This is a genomic window from Burkholderia sp. 567 (genome assembly GCF_040545115.1).
In the GTDB taxonomy this organism is placed as follows: Bacteria; Pseudomonadota; Gammaproteobacteria; order Burkholderiales; family Burkholderiaceae; genus Burkholderia; species Burkholderia ambifaria.
Genome location: NZ_JBEPLG010000005.1, coordinates 44959 through 63914 on the forward strand (window position 1 = coordinate 44959; position 18956 = coordinate 63914).

Consider the following 18956-nt stretch of genomic DNA (forward strand, 5'->3'; position numbering starts at 1 on the left):
CTTCTTCCCCCGGTCGTTACTTCGCGGCCCAAGCCGTAAAGCGCTGCTCCAGTGCGTCGCCGTGGTCCGTCCAGAACTCGACACTGTTGGGAATGGCGGTTTTGCCATTCTTCGCTGAATTGGGAAGCGCTGCCTGTGCTGCCGCATCGAGCATTTTCAGCGCTGCCTTGTTGGTCGGACCATACGGAATCTTCTGCGCGAACGCGACTTGTGCCTGGGGCTTGAGCACATACGAGATGTATTTTTCGGCCGCTTCCTTGTTCTTCGAGCCCTTCGGAATGACGAAGAAATCGAGTTCGTAAATACTCTGATCCCACGCTATACCGAGATTCTTGTTTCCTTCACGCACTGCCGCGTCGATGCGACCGTTATATGCGGTCGACATCGCAACGTCACCCGCAATCAGGAATTGTGGCGGCTGCGCGCCAGCCTCCCACCACTGGATGTAGGGCTTGAGTTCGTCCATCTTCTTGAACGCGCGTTCGACACCCGCGGACGTGCCGAGCACCGTGTAGACGTCCTTCGGCGCCACCCCGTCAGCCATCAGCGCGAACTCCAGGTTATAACGTGCCTCCTTCTTCAATCCCCGCTTTCCCGGAAATTTCTTGACGTCCCAGAAATCCTTCCAGCCTTGCGGCGCACCCTTGGTCAGCGCGGGGTTGTATGCGAGCACGGTCGACCACACGAACGTGCCGGCCGCGCAAGGTGTGGCAGCTCCGGCCATCAGGTCGCTCTTGTTGGCGATCTTGGGCCAGTCGAGTTTCTCGAAGAGACCATCCTGGCATCCGCGACCGACGTCCGCCGCTTCCACCTCCAAGACATCCCAGGTGACATTTCTGGCTTCGACCATGGCTTTGACCTTGGCCATGTCACCCGTGTACTGGATGGCGTTCGTCGCTATGCCGCTTTCCCTCGCGAACGGGTCCACCCACGCCGCCTTTTGGGCATTACCGGCCGCGCCACCATAGTTGACGGTCGTGAGACCATCGGCGAAAGCTGCCATCGACAGGGACGCGAGCAACGCGGCGCAAATCGTTTTCGAATTCGATTTCATTGTCTCCTCCTACTGAGTGATACAAACTAGAAAGTCAGCTCAAGATCTTCAGGTGGTCCTCACGGAACGACAGCGCAATCCTGTTTCCCTGACGAACATGCGACCGCCAATCGTGTTCGAGGGGAACCTTGACGAAACACTCGGCTTGCCCCGGTCCACGGCAACGCAGTCGGACGTGGTCGCCGAAATAAATTGCGTCGAGCGTTTCGGTGTCGATGACATTGCCCTCGTGGGTCGTAAACTTCGATTCGACGGAGAGCCGTTCCGGTCGGATAACCGCCGTCGCCTGGTTGCCGACGTCAACGGAAGCCACATTCAGTGCGTTCACCGTCGTCCCATCTGCGAGCCGAAGCTTGCAACGGTCACCGTTCCTTGCAACGACCGTGCCGCTCATCCGATTGTTATCGCCGATGAAATTCGCGACGAAGAGATTCGTCGGTGATTCGTACAAGCGATCCACGGTATCGAGCTGCTGAATCACGCCCTGGTCGAACACGGCAACACGATCGGACATCGTGAGCGCTTCACTCTGGTCATGCGTGACGTAGACGAAAGTCAGCCCGAGCTCCTCGTGAAGCGCCTTCAGTTCGAGCTGCATGTGTTCGCGCAATTGTTTGTCGAGCGCACCGAGCGGTTCGTCCATCAGCACGAGCCGAGGGTTGAATACGAGTGCACGCGCCAGCGCGACGCGCTGCTGCTGACCGCCGGACAGCTGGCTGGGCATCCGTTTGCTCAGCTTCTCCATGCCGACCATGTCGAGCGCTCGCTTGACCTTTGCGTCTCGTTCAGCGGGCGGCATTTTCCGAACCTTGAGCGGGTATTCCAGATTTTGCGCGACAGTTAGATGTGGAAAGAGCGCGTAGTTCTGGAACACCATCCCGATATTGCGTTTATGTGGCGGGATCCGATTCAGCAACTGGCCATCAAGCCAGATCTCGCCATCGGTTGGATACTCGAATCCTGCGAGCATCATCAGACAGGTCGTCTTTCCTGAGCCGGATGGGCCGAGTAAAGTCAGGAATTCGCCCTTTTGGATTTCAAGATTGAGATCCTTGACGACTAGCGTCTCGCCGTCGTAAGTTTTTTTGACGTGACGAAAGCTCACGAGAGCCTGGGTCGGATCGTGCATGGCTGTCTCCAATGTAAGAATATTCACATCCCGCCGTAGCCTTGCGCACGTCGGCTGTGTGTCGCGTTGATTCATCCGGCGAAGCGCCGGCACGACTGTCTCGTCGCCGCGACGTTCGTTTGGCACCGCGCTTCATGCGGAAATGCTCGACCGGTCGCGCGACTCGACGACGACATGCAACTAGCTGGGCAAATACTCTTCGGACCAGCTATCGCCGACCGCATGTCGGGCAATCAGTATCTCGATCTCGACATCGCTGTATCCGAACTCGCGCAGGACGGCGTACGTCGATGCGCCGAATTTTTCGGCCGGTGCCAAGGCGCGAATCCGGGCATGGCGCGGACGAATCGCGAAAGGATCGAGCTGCGTGACGCATCGACCGCTAGGATGGTTCGCATAGACGCTGAACGAATAGCTGCCGTTGTCGATACCTGGGCGATCGTCGCAGGGCCGACTGTTGTGCCGGCGGAGGTTGACGATGTTGTCAGGCACCGCCGCCGCGATATTGGCGGCCTGCAACCGGGTCTGCCAGGTTTCGGCGGATGCGGTACCCAGCGCGGAGGCGAGGAATGCAGCCGGATCCTTGGCGGCTGCGATTCCGCCTAGACCTTCTACTCGATCCAGTTCGTCCAGCTCCTTCCCGCTGGTGTGCACATAGATCCAGTCGTCCGCGGCCCGGAAGAATCGAGACATCGCGCAATAGCCGCTCACTTCGCGACCAGACGGTTCGTCGAATGGCGGGCGATTCGCATAGTCATACGAGAACGGGATCTGCACCAGATTGCCAAGCGCCGACAAGGAGGTTCTCGCGCGGCCGACCTCGCCTGTTTTCGCCTTGCGGTAAAGCGCGGCAGCCACACCCAGTGCAGCCGCGAATCCACACATGACGTCGATCGTTCCGACATGCGCATGCTCCTCCGGCGTCTCCATGCCGCCACCGAATCGCACCATGATTCCGGTGCACGCCTGGATCAGATCGTCGTAGCCAAGGTAGTCGGTCCGCGGCCCGCGTCGAGGACCGCCGAAGCAGTCGAGCTGGCAGAAGATCACGCCGGGATTGATGGAACGCAGGCTTGCCTCGTCCAGTCCCAGCGGCTCAAGCTGACGATCCGGGGCATTCATGACGATCACATCGACAGACCGCGCGAGTCGAGCGAACACCTCGCGTCCATCCGGATGGTTCAGATCGACGAGCACGCTCTGCTTCCCTCGCGCCGACGACATCCCGAAGACCACGGTATTCCACGGATCATAATTCGGCACGACGGGGTCGAGTTTGATGACATCGGCACCAAACCGGCCGAGAAACGACGCAGAATGGGGCCCTGCGATCACGTTCGTCAGGTCGAGCACACGCACCCCGTCGAGCCACCCCTGTGTGGGCGTCCCCGACGGAGCAGGCAGCTCAGTACGCTCCTGCTCATCCAGAATGGCTAACGCATCCCGGAAGGTCACCGGATGGCGGGACGCCGGCGAGAGCATGGATTCGGCACAGTCTTCAAGCCATGCGACCGGCCCAGGCTGCTTCATCACACCATATTCGAGATCGTCGACATTCACGACCAGGCCGGCAGTATTCGCGTGGTCGTCATGCAGCCACTCCCGCGTGGTCCGGTGTGCCGCTCCAGGGAAACCTCCTTCGCCGAAAATCTTTTCCCACTCGGCTGCTGTTTTCGTACGAAAAACTTCCTTCATACGCGCGGAAATGCGCTTCGCCCACTCTTCAGGTAACGGATAAACCCCTAGCGACGCGTTCCCCTCCCATTCGCAAATCGGCAGGTACGGATCATCGATCCGTGGCAAACCGGCTTCCAGCATTTCCTCGTACAGCCCCATCGCCTGCAGGCAGCGGCGTGCGTGCGAGCGATGTGACGGGCACACCGTATAAAACTTGCGGCCGTCAGCACACTCATAGGTCCGGTAGAACGGATCCAGATATTCCTGCAGCGTTTCGTACGACAGGTCCATCGGTAGATTGTTGGAGCGCCGCCGCTCGATTTCCTTTTCGCGCAGGGTCTTGTATCGCTCGGGGTAGTTCTCGATATGGATCGAGTTGTAGGAGAGCCCCTCCATCACAGCCGATGCCAGAGGGACCTCGATTTCATCTCCCATGCCTGTGCGCTGCCGCGCCTGCAACGCAAGCGCGACAGCCGAGACGGCCAGCATGGTGCCGTAGGCGGACGCGAGCGGCAAAGGCGAGAAACTCGGATTGATGCCCATCAGCACGCGGTTCTGCCCCATGTCCGTAAATACGCCCGAAGCGGACGCGATGATCGGCTCGAACGCGCGCCATTCGCGACGTAACTGGTCGTTGCTGGCAAAGCCTGGCATCGAGAGCGTGATCAGTTGCGGGCGTGCTTCACGCAACTTCGCGAAATCAAGACCCAGCCGCGCCATCACGCCCGGCCGAAAGTTCTCGATGACAACGTCCGCGCGCCGAATCAGATCTTTGGCTTCTTCCAGGCCTTTGTCGGTCTTCAGGTCGAGCCGCAGGCAATGCTTGCCGCGGTTGAGCACCGCATTGGCCGGGCTATCCCAAAGCGGCCCGGCTGGAGGATCGACGTGAATGACGGTCGCACCCAGATCCGCGAGGATCATCGCGACCGCTGGCCCCGCAATGTACTGGCCGAAATCGATGACTTTCACACCGCTGAACGGCAATTGATTGCTCTTTCCCATAATCCGCCGAGTCGCCTCCAGACTGGCCGCATCGCGCGACCGTCGATCATCGTGTTGTGGACAATCCCCCGTCACCGCCGGCCGGCCGCGTCGAGTCGCGGTTGGATGACGGTCAAACGGGATGGAAGCAACTTTCGGTGAGAAGCCGTGGTGGGTAAAGCAATAAAAAAAACGAGGATGGGTACGTTTTTTTTATGACTCGAGCAAATGATGGGCCGGTCAGAGATCGCATCCCGGCAAGCCGACTCGCATACGCAAACCACATGCGAGATCAGAATTTCGCGTGGGCCCCCTGAACCTGTGCACTGAGCCATTCGACGAACGCAGCCGCATGAGGGTTAACGATACTGTGCGGGGAATAGACGAGGTAGAACGCCTCGCTGGTTGGAAGGCGTGGTTTCAGTGGCGCAATCAACTGGCCGGAAATCAACATGTGCTCGACGAGGGACGACCTTGCAAGCGCAACGCCCTGACCGAGTTCAGCCGCCTTCAGGGCCGAAATCAGCGTGTCGAATTGCATCCCCTTCGACGAATCGACCTTCGATGCACCCGCCTTTTTGAGCCAGTATCCCCAGCCTTCCTCGTAGCCGAGCACATGGAGCAGTTCGTAATGCGCTAGGTCCTTCGGCACCGAAAGAGGCGCTTTGGGAGACAGCAACCCGGGAGCACAGACCGGCAGCAGCGTGTCCCAGGTCAGTCGCTCAGCACGCAGCCCCGTCCATTTCCCGTGCCCGTAGCGGATCTCCAGATCGGCTTCGACATCAGTCACGCTGCTATCGCCTCCCCAGATATTGCTCGTAATGCGTAGATTGACGTTCGGATACCGTTTGCGAAAGTCCGGTATGCGCCATGCGAGCCAATGCGTGAAAAACACCAGGCTCACTCGCACCGTCAGCACCTTCAGATGCCCTTGCCCAAAAATCTCGTCGGTGGCGGCAGCAAGCCGCTCTATCGCTTCATGCACGACTGGCAGGTAGGCGAGTCCGGCCTCGGTCAACTCGATGCCGCGCGGCAGGCGCTTGAATAACGCCGTACCGAGCTGGGATTCAAGTCCTTTCACCTGCTGGCTGATTGCGGCCTGGGTCAGATTCAACTCGGTCGCCGCGTGCGTGAAACTCAGGTGCCGGGCTGACGATTCGAATGCACGTAGCCAATTGAGCGGTGGAAGTCGTTTCATCGTGCGAATCGTTGCAATAGATCGGGTGGGCAAACGAGAATACCGGCATTCTATTGCACCGATGCGATCAGAATCGGGCGCGGGGCGCCGCGGCGGATGTCGAGAGACAACGACAAGTTACTCGCCAGCGCGACATCATATGAGGGATCGGCAATCCATATCGACCGCACTCCGGTTGATCCTCGACTATCTCTCATAGACAAGACCAAAGCCAATCGGATAAAGAGGATGTGCCGTGTCGTGCGGCACGTCTGGGCGCTGACGCGCCACCTCGGCCATTGACGAGGGCAGTTCGAAAGGCAATTTGCCTGCGGGGCTAAGCTTTCCCGTGAGAACGTCGAACAACGCAGCGTCACCGACTCCAAAGTTACCGATCAGAGCGGTCGCTTTAGAGCGTACGTTGGCAAGAATCGCTGGGCGATCGAGGTAGACCGTCACGATTGTCGGCACACGTCGGCTTACCGCTTCAATGGCGGCATAGTCGGGATTGCTTTCGCCAAACGCGAGATCGCCTTCGTTGTAGCGTGCGCCGAAGAAATAGTTGGCATGCGGGCGCTCGAATGGCGTCGTCACGCGCAAGATCGCCAGATCGGCGTCTTCTAGCTTGTCCACCGGTTTAAAGCCGGCTCGGCGAGCGGCGTCAGCGTCGACGTGGTACAGGAACACTCGCTGTGCAGACGGGCGCAAGGGCAAGAAATTTCCCTTGTTCTCGAGCAGTACGAGCGAACGAGCCTGAGTCTCCTTTGCTTTTTCCGCAAAGGCGGCATTGCCCACCACTCTCGAAGCCCGCTCCGGATCGACGTAGGGATTCTCGAAAAGCCCAAGCTTGAATTTCAGCTCGAGAATTCGAGTCACCGAGGCATCCAGACGAGTTTCGGACAGTCGTCCTGACTTCACAAGCTCAACGATCGGCGTCGGGTCGTCGATTCCGCCGAACTGATTGACACCCGCATTCAGCGCCTTCAAAAAGCGCTCGGCTTTCGGCAGATTCTCAACGCCCCACGGCATCGCGATGTCGGCTGGCGTGGCCTTTTTGCCTGGAGCGGCTCCATGCAGGCAAACCTCGTCGCAGTCGTCGACGATTCCCCAATCGGTCAGGATGATGCCGCCGAATCCAAAACGACCTCGGAGCAGTTCAGTCAGCATCTGTCGGCTAAAACCGGCACCGACTTGTTCCAGCGGACCCTCTACTCCGCGGACATTCAGATCTTTTGGAGGCATGCTGTACGTTGGCATCACCGCAGCGACTCCCGCGTCAAACGCGCCTTTGAATGGCGTCAAGTGGCTTTCGAGCGTTTCAGTCGACAGATCGGTGAAGCGACCATAGTGGTTGTGCCCGTCGTAGCCGTTCACAGATGCGCCATAGCCAACCCAGTGCTTGACGACTGTCGCAACGCTCGTATCGTCGATGCCGTGAGCACCCTGGAAGCCAAGAATGTACGCATTGACCAGCCGCCGGGCCATTTCTGGATCCTCGCCGAACGTACCCTTGATGCGTCCCCACCGCGGCTCGGTCGCGAGGTCCGCCTGGGGAGACAGCGCCATGCGAATTCCGATAGCGCCGTACTCCTGCCGAGCGATATCCGCAAACTGTCGCACCAGGCCAGCATCGCCGATCGCGGCAAAGCCTGGGGGATCGGGCCACTGAGAGAAGCGACCCGCTGCGACGCTTGCCCCAGCCTGGTAGTCGAATCCATTGCGCGGGTCCGAACTGATCGTAAGTGGAATACCAAGGCGCGAATGTTCGGCGATCGCCTGCGCCTCGTTGTACTCCCTCGCGAGATCAGCGGGATTCCCGCTCAGGCGCGTGATGAAAGAATTGACATGTGAGCGTTCAATCAGGTTTCCGAGTCGATCGAAATCCCAACGATCCCCGGCACCCGGAACCGGAGCGTGACCCAATGACGGAGCGGTACCATGCATCATGGTCCCGGCCTTTTCCTCAAGTGTCATCCGCGCGGTCAGATCGCGTGCGCGCGTCTCGGCACTCAGTCTCCAGTCTCCGTACGGATGCAAAACTCCATCATGTGCGAGATCTTTGAAGACCAGGCCGTCCACATGAATCAGTGAATCGGAGCGAGCGCCTATGAAAGGCTGCCTCGTTGAACCGCTTGGAGGCGTCGTGCAAGCGGCGGCTGCGATTGCGCACGCGCACACGACGAACCTTGCGGGAAAACGAATGTTAGGAATATGCACGTTCGAGTCCTTAAGAGCCAACGCGACCTGCGCACAGGTGATATAGATCACCTGTGTACGTAGATCGAGTTCAGTTAGAAGCGGAAGACGGCACGTGCAGTGATAACGTCACCACGATCGCTCGGGCTGCCGGACGTCGCGGTCGTTGCCTTGTCGCTGTGCGCAACAAAATGGTCATATGTCATCTGCAACTGCATGCCTTTCCACAGCGTGTATGCCGCACCCAGTTCGTACACGCGCAACGTCCGTGCACCGGGGAGTGTCATTTGTCCCGGATCCTGTCCGTAGCGATATGCGCCGCCTACGACCCACCGACCAAAGCGGTACTGAGCTTCGAGCGAATAGTTGTAGGTATTCGCGTTATAGATCGGGGAGCTTGCCGTGCCATGCTTTTGCTGGGCGCTCTTACCCAGATAGAGCACGGACGGTCCGATTGCAAAGCCGCCGTACTCGACGCGGAATGCGGCCTGATAGGCCCTGAGATCGTAGAACGTGCCGCCCACGGTCGTCGCCGTTGGAACGGACTTGCCAGTCATATAAACGAAGTTACCCAACAGTCTCACGTCACCGAATTTCTGATCGTAGTCGAAACCGACTTCAATCAGATTGCGGAAAACTGCGTCATAACCAGCCCCGGTGAGCGCGGTAGACGTCGTGTAATTGAGCCGATTGGTACTAATGTCGTACGCGTCGTTCCGGGGCGTCCAATCGAAGCCGAAGCGGAACCCTGCGAAGCGGGGCGACATGTACATCACCTTGCTCGCATTGTTGTCAACCGCAAGCGCAGGCCAAACGACGCTCGTACCCATCAGTGCCCCCATTACACCGCCGCCGATGTCCGCACCCTGGTACCGGCCATTGATCGCATCTACGCCTTGTGCTCCTCCGGTCGTGCCGCCGTTGGGTACCATGAAGCCGAGCGCAGTGTCGAAGCGGCCGGTAGGCAAGTAATCGAGCGCGAACGGAAAGTAGCTCTCGTCGCCATAGCCATTGCGAACGCCAGCGCTGAAATCACCATAGGGTCCTCGCGCGTATAGAAACGTGCGGTCTGGTGCGTTGACGCTCTGATCGCCCTTCGCGACAACGTAACGAACGAGACCGCCATAACTGAATCCGCCGTTAGCCTGCACTTCAGGGTTGACGATAAATCTGAAGCGCTCCCGTACCGCACTCGAGTTGAGATGAGAGTCGTTAGCCTGGCTTACGTATCCCCCCTCGACAACCACGTCACCGCGCAACCGCGTGACTACGCGGCCGAGTGTCAAATCAGGGATCATGCCTGAATAGAGTGCCGGAGGCGCGATCGTGTCGAGTGCGCCCGACGGTGTCACGCTAGCGACCTCCGCTCCTGGAGCCGTATCGGCTTTGCGGCGCGCGATGGCTTCGGCCTTGCGCGACGAGTTCCTGGATTCAGGGGAGTCAGTACTCGTCGACGCCATCGAATCGGTCAATGCGGAACGCGATGCGGGCATTTGCTGGTTGACCTGCATGCGTAGATCGCGCATTTCCGCCTGTAATTGTTCGATTTGCGCATTTTGCTTCCGGACAAGTTCCATCAATTCCTCGTTGCCACCAGCCCACGCGGGTCCAGTCGCAATACTCAGCGCTATCGCGCCCACCGGAATCAGATTGTCGGTTCCTATCCTCGAACGACGACTTCTTTTCTGCTCACTCATGATCTCCGCCCATGTCGTTATTTAATGAAATATGAATTCAATTACAATCAGTATTGCTAACTATAAAATTCGCAAAGGTATGCTTCTATCTTTGAAGTCTCCAAACGGCTATCCTCCCTTCCTATAGAAGCTTTACGTCAGAGAAAAACCGTCGATCGGCAGCGGTTACCTCACCTTCCAAACCGAGACAGTAGGCACAAGCTCCCTGGCTCTCTGATTGAGCCTCATCCTGAAGTCAGTGCGAAGCCCTTCCCGGATCAGGGAGCGAACCCGCGTCACCCTCGTCGCGCGTGGGCGGTGCATTGGGCGCTGATGTACCGGCCGAAATCGCGGCAATTTCGCGCTGGCCGAGCGAGATCACGGCGGCGGCCAGCGCCAGCGCGATCGCGAAAAGCCCGAACGTATAGCCTGACGACGACGTGACCGAAGCAACCGCGCCGACAATGATCGGCCCCATGATCCCGCCGACGCGATTCAGGCCGACGGCCACGCCCATCCCGGTGCCGCGCACCTCCGTCCGGTAGCTCATGGCCTGGTAGTTGTTCAGCACGCCTTGCGCGCCGAAGACGAAGAAGCCGGCGGCGATGATGAACGGCGGCAGCCACAGATGTCCGATGGCGAGACCGATGGCGCCCATCGACACCGCCGCGAACACATAGCCGACGACCATCGCCCGGATGCGGCTGCGCAGCCGGTCCGCGAGCCAGCCCATGCCGATCCCGCCGAACACGGATGCCACCATGACCATGGCCCCGTAGGCGAACGCCGACGACACGCCTTCACCATGTGCGATCACCAGCGTCGGCAGCCAGCCCGTCAGGCCGTGGATGCAAAAGAGGCTCAGAAAGCCGGTGATCCAGTGAACCAGCGTGTTGCGGCGATAGATCGGCGCCAGCAGCTCAGCGACAGACCCGATCTTCGCCGGCTTGTGCATCGGTGCGAATGCAGCGTCGCGGTACACGTCCGCCCGCTCGGGACGCAGCGTCGCCAGCAGCTTGCGCACCGGCTCATGACGCTTGCGCAGCATCAGGTACTGGATCGACTCGGGCAGCCAGAAGCCTGCCACGATCGCGACAACGAACGACAGCGCGCCGATGAAGTAGAGCGACTGCCAGCCGAAGCTCGGCGTGAGCCAAAGCCCGGCGATGCCCGCAAAGATGCCGCCGGCGGAGAACCCGAGCTGAAACACCCAGGTTGCGAACAGGTTCGCCTGCTTCGCCGGCGCCCATTCGTTGATGCAGGTGAGCGCGAGCGGCGTGACCATGCCGAGCGCGACACCCATGACAAGCCGCAGCAGCGCGAACATCGTCGGCGTATGAACCACGGTGGCGAGCAAGGCGCTTGCGCCGGTGAGCATCCAGAGCGCCAGCAGCATCGTGCGGCGGCGGCCAAAGCGATCCGAGAGCAGCCCCTGCACGACCGATCCAATCGAAAGCCCGACGATGCCGCTCGACAGCATGATGCCGATCATGTTGGGCGACGGCTGCCAGCTCTTGCGCACGAGCGGGATCACATAAGCGGCGTTGAACAGGTCGTAGCCGTCGAAAAACATGATGATGGTGATGAGCGCCGCGAACCGGAGATGAAACGCGCCGATGCGGGCGTGCGCGATTTCCTCGCGTGCGTTGATGGTGATTGCCACTGATGTCTCCTCGTCTTCTCGAACGGGTGCCGGACGTGGTCCCGGCCGATACTGCTTTTTCCGGTATGACGGTCCGGCGCCGCGCACGGCACCGGTTCCGCGATCGTTTTGCCGGCGTGCTAGCGCAGTGCTATTGCGAGCGTCGAGAGCTGCCGCTCGAGTTCGGCTGCGTCGGCGGCCACGCCCCACACGTAGTGGTCGGGGCGCACGATCGCCGCCTTGCAGCTGTGCGTAACGAACCAACGGGCCAGCACGCCCTCGCATTCGGTGACGGCGAGCACGCCAGCCGAGGCCTCGCCGCCTGCCGGGCCCACCTGTATGACCGTCGCCGGAATTTCCCGCGCTGCCGCCAGCGCCGACGCGCCGAGCACGCCCGCCTCCGACGCGACGATGCGCCAGCCCCCGCCCACCACGACATCGAGCAGTTGCGCCGCACCGCCTTGCGCATCGACAAGCGGCTGCGGAAACAGCGTCCCGCCGACCGGATTGTCGTCTTCGGCGAGCAGCCCCGCCTGCAGCGGCGGCACGATTTCCTGGCGCGTGACCGTCTTCACAACGCCGCCCGCCTCGCGCAGCAAGCGCGCATCACGCTCGCGCGCCGCCTCGACATCACGTTCGCAGATCACGCGGCCGATGTCCTTGATGCGCGTCGTGAGGCAGCGCACATGGGCCTTGCGCTCGACCTCGTAGCTATCGAGCAGCGCATCGGACGACCCGCCGTGCAGCACGCGCTCGAGCTTCCATGTCAGGTTGACGACGTCGCGCACGCCCTGACACATCCCCTGGCCGATGAACGGCGGCTGCTGATGCGCCGCATCGCCCGCGATGAACACCCGCCCGCGCCGCCACTGCGCCGCGACGAGCGCATGAAAGCGATAGCTCGCCGCGCGCCAGAGCTCGCCGTCGTCGGGCGTGAGCCAGCGCGACAGCAGCTCCCACACCTTCTCTTCCCGCTGCATTTCGCGCGGATCTTCATCGGGCGACAACATGATTTCCCAGCGGCGATGCGAGCCAGGACCGACGATGTACGTGCAGGGACGCGCAGGTTCGCAATACTGGATCGCCACCTTCGGCAGCTTCGCGAGGCCTCGCTCGTTGACGCGCATGTCGACGACGACCCAGGGCTCGTCGAAGATCAGATCGTCGAGCGCGATGCCGAGACGCGTGCGCACGAAGCTCGACGCGCCGTCGCACGCGATCAGATAGCGGCCGGTCACCGTCCTCGTCTCGCCGATATCCGAGCGAAGCTGTGCCCGCACACGCTCACCGTCGTCCTCGAAATCGACGAGCTCGGTGCCGAGCGCGACCTCGATGCAATCGTAGGTCGCCGCCTGCTCGCGCAGCGCCGCTTCGACGGGCGGCTGCGTGAAGACCATCGTCGGCGTGTAGCCGAGTGGATAAGGCTGCGGAACAGTATCGATGCGCTTGATCAAGTCGCCGTCGACGCCGTAGTACTCCGACGGCGGGAACGCCGCAATATGGGACGCGATGCGCTCTGCCAGACCAAGATCCTGGAAGATCCGCATGATCTCGTGATCGAGCGCGATTGCGCGCGGCTTGTCGTACACCGTGCGCGCCTTGTCGAAGCACAGCGTGCGGATGCCAAGCTTGCCGAGCAGGTTGGCCGCCACCGCGCCCGCAGGGCCGAAGCCGGAAATGAGAACGTCGAAATCGTCGGTCATCGCTTTCACTGCGCCGCAGCCTCGTCCTGCACGACGTTCGACAGCACGCCGATGCCTTCGATATCCACTTCCACGCGATCGCCGGCCTTCATCCACACCGGCGGCGTGCGCGCGAAGCCGACGCCCGCGGGCGTGCCCATCACCACCACGTCGCCGGGCTCGAGCGTGAGGCACTCGGTCAAGAGCTCGATCGTCTCGGCAACGCTCCAGATCATGTCGGCCGTATTCGCGCGCTGCATCGCCTCGCCGTTCAGGCGCAATTCGAGCTTCAGGCCCGCGGCGCCCGGCGGCAATTCGTCGGACGTCACGAGCCAGGGGCCGAATGCGCCGGTGCCGTCGAAGTTCTTGCCGATGGTCCATTGCGCCGTGCGCTTCTGATAGTCGCGCACCGAGACGTCGTTGAAGCAGGCGTAGCCGAACACGTGGTCGAGCGCGTTTTCGCGCTTCACGTGGCGGCCTGGCTTGCCGATCACGACGACCAATTCGGCTTCATAGTCGAGCTTTTCGGACACGAACGGACGAATCACGGGATCGCCATGCGCGATCAGCGAGGTCGCGCCGCGGAAGAAGATCAGCGGATAGACGGGCTTCAGGTTGCCGCCTTCCTTGGCGTGGTCGTAGAAATTGTGGCCCAGGCAGACGATCTTGCCGGGCTTCGGCACCACCGGCGCCAACTCCACTTCGGACAACGGAATGCGATTGCCCACGTCAGCACGGGTGGCCGCGTTGCGCGCCGCCGCGACGACATCCACGCCCGCCTCGAGCGCCGCGCGCAAGTCGGCCGGGACAGCCGGGTCCGCGCGGTTCAGGTCGATGACGTCGCTGCCGTCGAGTACGCCAAGCCGCGTGTCGCCGTTCTGTTTAAACGTGATCAGTTTCAATTGAGACTCCCTGGATCGGATGAGTAGTGACGGCCTGCCTCGCCGTGAAAGAAAATCCTCTTTTGCGCTTCCTTGAGCCGAGGCGACGGCGCACGGCCCACGCCCCACTGGTCGATGCGGCCAGGCGGCCAAGTCCAGTCGGCGGGACCGCCGGTGCGATAGGTGTCGTCGACCTGCTGGACTTCCGCCGTGTACTCGATCACGAAATCGAACGGCCCGAGGAAATACGCGAAGACGTTGTTGCCGGGACCGTGCCGGCCCACGCCCCATTCGATCGGATAGCCGGCGTCGTTCATCCGGCCGCCGCCGCGCATGACCGAATCGAGATCGGGCATCAGGAACGCGATGTGGTTGAGCGTGTTCTCGGTGGCGTCTGCGAGCGCGATGCTGTGGTGGTCGCTGCTGCAGCGCATGAACGCCATGATCCTGGTCCGGTCGGACAGCTTGAAGCCGAGCGCGTCCTCGAAGAAGCGCTGTGCCACGGCGACGTCGGCGCTGTTGAGCACCACGTGCGTGATCTTGACCGGACGGTCCTCGACCTCGGCGGTATCGGCATGGCGGTCGTCCCCCGTGATGAAGCGCAGGATGCGCCCCTGCGGATCGCGAGCGACGAGCTGCGTGCCGCCGCCCGGCTCGCCGGTCGCGTCGGGGCTGCTGACGATCGCGCCGCCGTGCTCGGGAATCACCTGCGCCAGCGCATGCAGCGCATCGATCGAGGCAACGCTGAAGTCGACCGAGCGCACGTCGGGCTGCTCGCTTCGATGCAACGCCAGAATATGGTGCGCCGCGCCGGTGCCGCGCAGATAGACGGCATCGGCGGTGCGCGCGACCACCGCGAGGCGCCACGTTTCCGTATAGAACTGCTCGGCCAGCGCGAGATCGGGAACGCCGATCGCGATGCCGCGCAAGGCGGTGACAAGCGGTTGCTTCATGCAAAGCTCCTTGAACGCATGCCGAGGAACGTTTCGGCATTCTGATGAATAAGGCGTACTTGCGCGGAGGGTTCCAGGCCGGCGCTCAAAATCCGGCCGACCGGGTCCTTGTCGCGGAACGCAAACGGATAGTCGGTGCCGAGCATGATCTGCGTCTCGCCGAAACGCGACACGAGGTGCGCGAGCGTGGCGTGATCGAAGACGAGCGCGTCGTAATAGAGACGCCGCGCCTGCGCAGAAGGCGATTCCACGATCGCCTCGCCGAGCGGCGCGAACACCGAATGCGCCTGCTCGAGACGCGGCAGCAGCGACGCAAGCGTGCCGCCGCCGTGGCTGAACGCGATGCGCAGGCGCGGCCGGCGCACGATCAGGTTCGTGCAGATGACAGAGGCCGCCGCAAGACCCACGTCGGTCGGATAGCCAAGCGCCTGCAACAAGGGCTTCGGCCCTACGAGCCGCTCCGTGCCCGCAGGCTTCAGTGCATGGACGAAGATCGCGGCCCCGAGCGCTTCCGCCGCCTCGAAGAACGGATCGAAGCGCGGATCGCCGATCGGTACGCCGTTGACGTTGCTGCCCACCTCGACGCCGGCGAACTCCGGCACGGCCATCAGTCTGGATAGCTCGGCGATCGCGGCATCGATGTCCTGCAGCGGCACGGCGCCCAGACCGATCATGCAACCACCGCTTTGGGAGACCATCCCGCCGATTTCATCGTTGATATAGCGCAGCAGAACGGCGGCATCGGCCACCGGCATCCAATACGAAAGCAGCTCGGGCATCGGCGAAAGCGCCTGAATGCCGACCTGCTGCGCCGTCATGTCGTCGATGCGCTTGCCGATGTCCCAACATTGGTCGGACACCGTGCGATAAACGGCACCATCGATCATCACGTGGCGGTGGCACGCGTGAGCCGGTGCCATCAACGGCCACGACAAGGGCGCGTGCGCCCCCGCATAGCGCGGGAAGTCCGCCGGCACGACGTGGGTGTGCACGTCGATGCCGTGCCCCGCGCAGCAGGAATGGGCGGCATGCCCGCGCGTTGCCTCATCCATGCTGAAGTCCCGCCGCCGTCACGCCGGCGATGCAGATCATCTCGTCCTCGTCGCCCGTTCCGCCGGAAGCGCCGACCGCGCCGAGCACGTCGCCCGCCTCGTTGCGGATCACGACGGCACCCGTCTGCGGAATGAATTTGCCGGCATTCATGGCCGACAGCGCGTTGAAGAAAGTCGGGTTGTCCTTCGCCCGCGCCAGCAGCGCGCGACTCGAGACGCCCATGCTGGCCGACGCCCACGCCTTGCCCTGCGCGATGTCGACGCGGGACATCGACGCCCCGTCTTCGCGCTGCGCCGCCTTGAGGTGTCCCGCCTCGTCGAGGACCACCACGGCCATCGGCTTGAAGCCGTGCTCGCGCGCCGCCTCGAGCGCGACGCCCACGATCTGGCTGGCTTGCGCCAGGGTCAAACGGTCCATGGTTTGCCGCTCCCTCCGAACTCTGATGGAGCGGATTATATATATTTTTCCGTTGTTTTATCGTTTTTATACACAAACAAGGGAAATCACCTATATTTCACCAACTCTTACGGTGTGCGCCACTATCGGATATACTTTCCCGCACAATCCCAACATAGAGGTCACCGTGTCCCGACCGAGCGAGCAGCCGTTTCCCGTCACCGTCCCCGCGGCCAACGGCACGGCTTCCAATATCACCCTGGCGACCAGTCTCTACGATCGGCTGCGCACGGACTTGCTGGCCGGCAAGCTGGAACCCGGCCGTAAACTGCAAATCGAATTTCTCTGCGAGCAATACCAGGCGGGCCAGACGCCGGTTCGCGAGGCGCTCAACCGGCTCACCTCGGACGGCCTGGTGGAAAGGCGCGACCAGCGCGGCTTCGCGGTGACGGACATCAGCGCCGACGACCTGCGCGAGATCACCCGAACGCGAATCCTTCTCGAAGAAGTCGCGCTGCGTGAAGCATTTGCCGCCAACCAGCCCGAGTGGGAAGAAGAACTGGTGCTCGCCTATCACCGGCTGTCCAAAGTGCCGCGCTCGCTCAACGAGACCGAGTATCTGGAGAACCCAGAGTGGGAGCGGCTCCACCGCGCGTTCCACCGGGCGCTCATCAGCGGCTGCCGGTCGCGCTGGCTCATGGGCTTTTGCGAGCAGCTCGCCGACCAGCTCTACCGCTACCGGCAACTGTCGGTGCGGCGCATCTATCCGAACCGACACGAAAAGGAAGAGCACAAGGCCATGCTGGACGCGGTCGTCGCCCGAGATTCCCTGCGGGCAATCGAGTTGCTCAAGACGCACTACCAGAAAACGGCCGAAATCATTTTGACCGATACCGCGCTGTTCCCACGGAACGAATGACCACATGGGCCGACGCACCCGCAGCCTGATGCAGATCGCGCTGCTGACCGTGGCGGGCCATACCAACGAACTCAAGCTGCATGTTTAGGGAGTTCTAAACAACGGCGTCAACGTTGAAGAGATCAACGCAGCCTTGCTGCACGCGACGGCCTATTCAGGCATTCCCCACGGCCTGGGTGCCTTCAAGGCGGCGCATGAAGTGCTGGTGAGCGAGGGCGCGCTGGACTGACAGGGGGCGCCACGTTCGCGCTCCTCCCGCGCGCAGCCCGACAAGCAGAACAAGCGGCGAACCGGCTAGCCGGTCCGCTCATTCCTGGCGGTTCAACCACTCTGTCATCGAAAGGATTTTCATGTCCTCTGATCTCAAAGCACAAGTCGTCGCGCTACTCAAGTCCATTGAGACCGGTGAATCAGCACCGGCGGCCGTGATCAACCCCGCCAAGTACATCCAGCACAATCTTGCCGTCGGTGACGGGCTTGCAGGCTTCGGCGCCGTGCTGCAGGCCCTGCCAAAGGGCTCGGCGAAGGTGAACACGATACGAGTGTTCAGAGACGGCGATTTCGTTTTCACGCACACCGACTACAACTTCTTTGGCCCGAAGATCGGCTTCGACATTTTCCGGTTCGAGAATGGCCAGATCGTCGAGCACTGGGACAACCTGCAGCAAACGCCGAACACGCCCAACCCGAGCGGACGCACGATGATCGACGGGCCGACGGTGCCGGAGGACCTTGGCAAGACGGAGGTCAACAAGAATCTGGTTGCAGCATTCGTCGACGACATTCTGGTGAACGGCCGCATGGAGCGCCTTGCGGATTACTTCGACGGCGACAACTACCACCAGCACAACCCGCAGATCGCTGACGGTCTATCCGGTCTTGGTGACGCGCTGCATGTCATGGCAATGAAAGGCATCACGATGAAGTACCAAAAGGTCCACAAGGTTCTCGGCGAAGGTAACTTCGTGCTTGTCGCCAGTGAGGGGGAGTTCGCAGGCAAACCGAGCGCGTTCTACGACCTCTTCCGTGTGGCGAACGGCAAGATCGCCGAACACTGGGACACTATTGAAGGCATTCCGCCTCAGGCCGATTGGAAGAATACAAACGGAAAATTCTGAGGAGGCGGAGCAATAAATGAAAATTTTGAAACTCCTATTGAGCTGTGCTCTCGTAACGACGTTCGCAATCCAGCCGGTTGCGGCCGACGAAGTTGCGAACGGCGTTATCGAGATTGTCACGTTCAAGCTAAAGCCCGGCATCTCCATCCGCGCGTTCGAATCAGTCGACAAAGCTGTGGAGCGTGAACACGTCTCGAAACAGCCGGGTTTTATTTCCCGCGAGAGTGCGCATGGCGCTGACAACGAATGGTTGGTGGTCGTCCATTGGCGATCCGTGAAGGACGCCGATGCCTCGATGGCGACTTTTCAACGCGCTAGTGCGGCCGGCCAGTTCATGTCGATGATCGATGCTTCCACGATGAGCATGAAGCGATACCAGAAGTAATTCCTCAGGCAACGGCCCGCGGGCCGCTGCCTTGGAT

At 61.3% G+C, this 18956-nt stretch carries 15 protein-coding genes and 1 pseudogene; 4 read left to right on the top strand and 12 right to left on the bottom strand.

The features are described from left to right. Positions 1-16: 16 nt before the first annotated feature. From ABIC50_RS16065 to ABIC50_RS16120, 12 genes are all read right to left on the bottom strand, one after another. Positions 17-1054: a polyamine ABC transporter substrate-binding protein gene (locus ABIC50_RS16065; RefSeq protein WP_354165367.1), complete on the bottom strand. Its 1038-nt coding sequence runs from the start codon at positions 1052-1054 to the stop codon at positions 17-19. A gap of 34 nt (positions 1055-1088) precedes the next feature. Further along, positions 1089-2183, bottom strand: a complete 1095-nt coding sequence (locus ABIC50_RS16070; RefSeq protein WP_354165369.1) for an ABC transporter ATP-binding protein — start codon at positions 2181-2183, stop codon at positions 1089-1091. Positions 2184-2363: 180 nt separating this feature from the next. After that, positions 2364-4862: a CoA transferase gene (locus ABIC50_RS16075; RefSeq protein ID WP_354165372.1), complete on the bottom strand. Its 2499-nt coding sequence runs from the start codon at positions 4860-4862 to the stop codon at positions 2364-2366. Positions 4863-5133: 271 nt separating this feature from the next. Further along, positions 5134-6039, bottom strand: coding sequence for a transcriptional regulator GcvA (gene gcvA, locus ABIC50_RS16080; RefSeq protein WP_011659285.1), 906 nt, complete (start codon positions 6037-6039; stop codon positions 5134-5136). Between the two features lie 186 nt (positions 6040-6225). After that, on the bottom strand, positions 6226-8097 hold the full coding sequence (locus ABIC50_RS16085) for a glycoside hydrolase family 3 protein (protein ID WP_354165374.1): 1872 nt from the start codon (positions 8095-8097) through the stop codon (positions 6226-6228). A gap of 212 nt (positions 8098-8309) precedes the next feature. Continuing rightward, positions 8310-9911 carry a porin gene (locus ABIC50_RS16090; RefSeq protein ID WP_354165376.1) on the bottom strand — a complete coding sequence of 534 codons (1602 nt, stop codon included), beginning with the start codon at positions 9909-9911 and terminating at the stop codon, positions 8310-8312. A gap of 235 nt (positions 9912-10146) precedes the next feature. After that, positions 10147-11640, bottom strand: a complete 1494-nt coding sequence (locus ABIC50_RS16095) for an MFS transporter (protein WP_354165379.1) — start codon at positions 11638-11640, stop codon at positions 10147-10149. A gap of 32 nt (positions 11641-11672) precedes the next feature. Next, positions 11673-13235, bottom strand: coding sequence for a bifunctional 3-(3-hydroxy-phenyl)propionate/3-hydroxycinnamic acid hydroxylase MhpA (gene mhpA, locus ABIC50_RS16100; protein WP_354165381.1), 1563 nt, complete (start codon positions 13233-13235; stop codon positions 11673-11675). Between the two features lie 5 nt (positions 13236-13240). After that, the gene (locus tag ABIC50_RS16105; protein WP_354165383.1) at positions 13241-14116 is read right to left on the bottom strand and encodes a fumarylacetoacetate hydrolase family protein; all 876 of its coding nucleotides are present in this window, start codon (positions 14114-14116) and stop codon (positions 13241-13243) included. Then, a complete protein-coding gene (locus tag ABIC50_RS16110; protein WP_354165386.1) occupies positions 14113-15048 on the bottom strand; it encodes a VOC family protein in 936 nt (311 codons plus the stop codon). Before ABIC50_RS16110 ends, ABIC50_RS16105 begins: the two co-directional genes overlap by 4 nt. Further along, positions 15045-16100, bottom strand: a complete 1056-nt coding sequence (locus ABIC50_RS16115) for an amidohydrolase family protein (protein ID WP_354165388.1) — start codon at positions 16098-16100, stop codon at positions 15045-15047. The genes ABIC50_RS16110 and ABIC50_RS16115 overlap by 4 nt, the downstream gene beginning before the upstream one ends. Then, a complete protein-coding gene (locus ABIC50_RS16120; protein ID WP_011659294.1) occupies positions 16093-16518 on the bottom strand; it encodes a GlcG/HbpS family heme-binding protein in 426 nt (141 codons plus the stop codon). Before ABIC50_RS16120 ends, ABIC50_RS16115 begins: the two co-directional genes overlap by 8 nt. A 166-nt stretch (positions 16519-16684) precedes the next feature. Between ABIC50_RS16120 and ABIC50_RS16125 the strand changes: the two genes are divergently transcribed. From ABIC50_RS16125 to ABIC50_RS16140, 4 genes and pseudogenes are all read left to right on the top strand, one after another. Further along, a complete protein-coding gene (locus ABIC50_RS16125; protein ID WP_175734762.1) occupies positions 16685-17416 on the top strand; it encodes a GntR family transcriptional regulator in 732 nt (243 codons plus the stop codon). A gap of 7 nt (positions 17417-17423) precedes the next feature. Further along, positions 17424-17645: pseudogene (locus ABIC50_RS16130) on the top strand (carboxymuconolactone decarboxylase family protein); the annotation flags it as partial. 121 nt (positions 17646-17766) lie between these two features. Next, a complete protein-coding gene (locus ABIC50_RS16135; RefSeq protein WP_175790462.1) occupies positions 17767-18534 on the top strand; it encodes a nuclear transport factor 2 family protein in 768 nt (255 codons plus the stop codon). Between the two features lie 16 nt (positions 18535-18550). After that, positions 18551-18919, top strand: coding sequence for an antibiotic biosynthesis monooxygenase family protein (locus ABIC50_RS16140; RefSeq protein ID WP_126225791.1), 369 nt, complete (start codon positions 18551-18553; stop codon positions 18917-18919). Positions 18920-18956: the final 37 nt, after the last annotated feature.

Bases quoted from the DNA above. Each gene is read 5' to 3' on its own strand.
- ABIC50_RS16135 (WP_175790462.1), top strand. From the start codon at position 17,767: ATGTCCTCTGATCTCAAAGCACAAGTCGTCGCGCTACTCAAGTCCATT.
- ABIC50_RS16065 (WP_354165367.1), bottom strand. From the start codon at position 1,054: ATGAAATCGAATTCGAAAACGATTTGCGCCGCGTTGCTCGCGTCCCTG.
- ABIC50_RS16115 (WP_354165388.1), bottom strand. From the start codon at position 16,100: ATGGATGAGGCAACGCGCGGGCATGCCGCCCATTCCTGCTGCGCGGGG.
- ABIC50_RS16090 (WP_354165376.1), bottom strand. From the start codon at position 9,911: ATGAGTGAGCAGAAAAGAAGTCGTCGTTCGAGGATAGGAACCGACAAT.
- mhpA (WP_354165381.1), bottom strand. From the start codon at position 13,235: ATGACCGACGATTTCGACGTTCTCATTTCCGGCTTCGGCCCTGCGGGC.
- gcvA (WP_011659285.1), bottom strand. From the start codon at position 6,039: ATGAAACGACTTCCACCGCTCAATTGGCTACGTGCATTCGAATCGTCA.
- ABIC50_RS16110 (WP_354165386.1), bottom strand. From the start codon at position 15,048: ATGAAGCAACCGCTTGTCACCGCCTTGCGCGGCATCGCGATCGGCGTT.
- ABIC50_RS16140 (WP_126225791.1), top strand. From the start codon at position 18,551: ATGAAAATTTTGAAACTCCTATTGAGCTGTGCTCTCGTAACGACGTTC.
- ABIC50_RS16070 (WP_354165369.1), bottom strand. From the start codon at position 2,183: ATGCACGATCCGACCCAGGCTCTCGTGAGCTTTCGTCACGTCAAAAAA.
- ABIC50_RS16075 (WP_354165372.1), bottom strand. From the start codon at position 4,862: ATGGGAAAGAGCAATCAATTGCCGTTCAGCGGTGTGAAAGTCATCGAT.
- ABIC50_RS16120 (WP_011659294.1), bottom strand. From the start codon at position 16,518: ATGGACCGTTTGACCCTGGCGCAAGCCAGCCAGATCGTGGGCGTCGCG.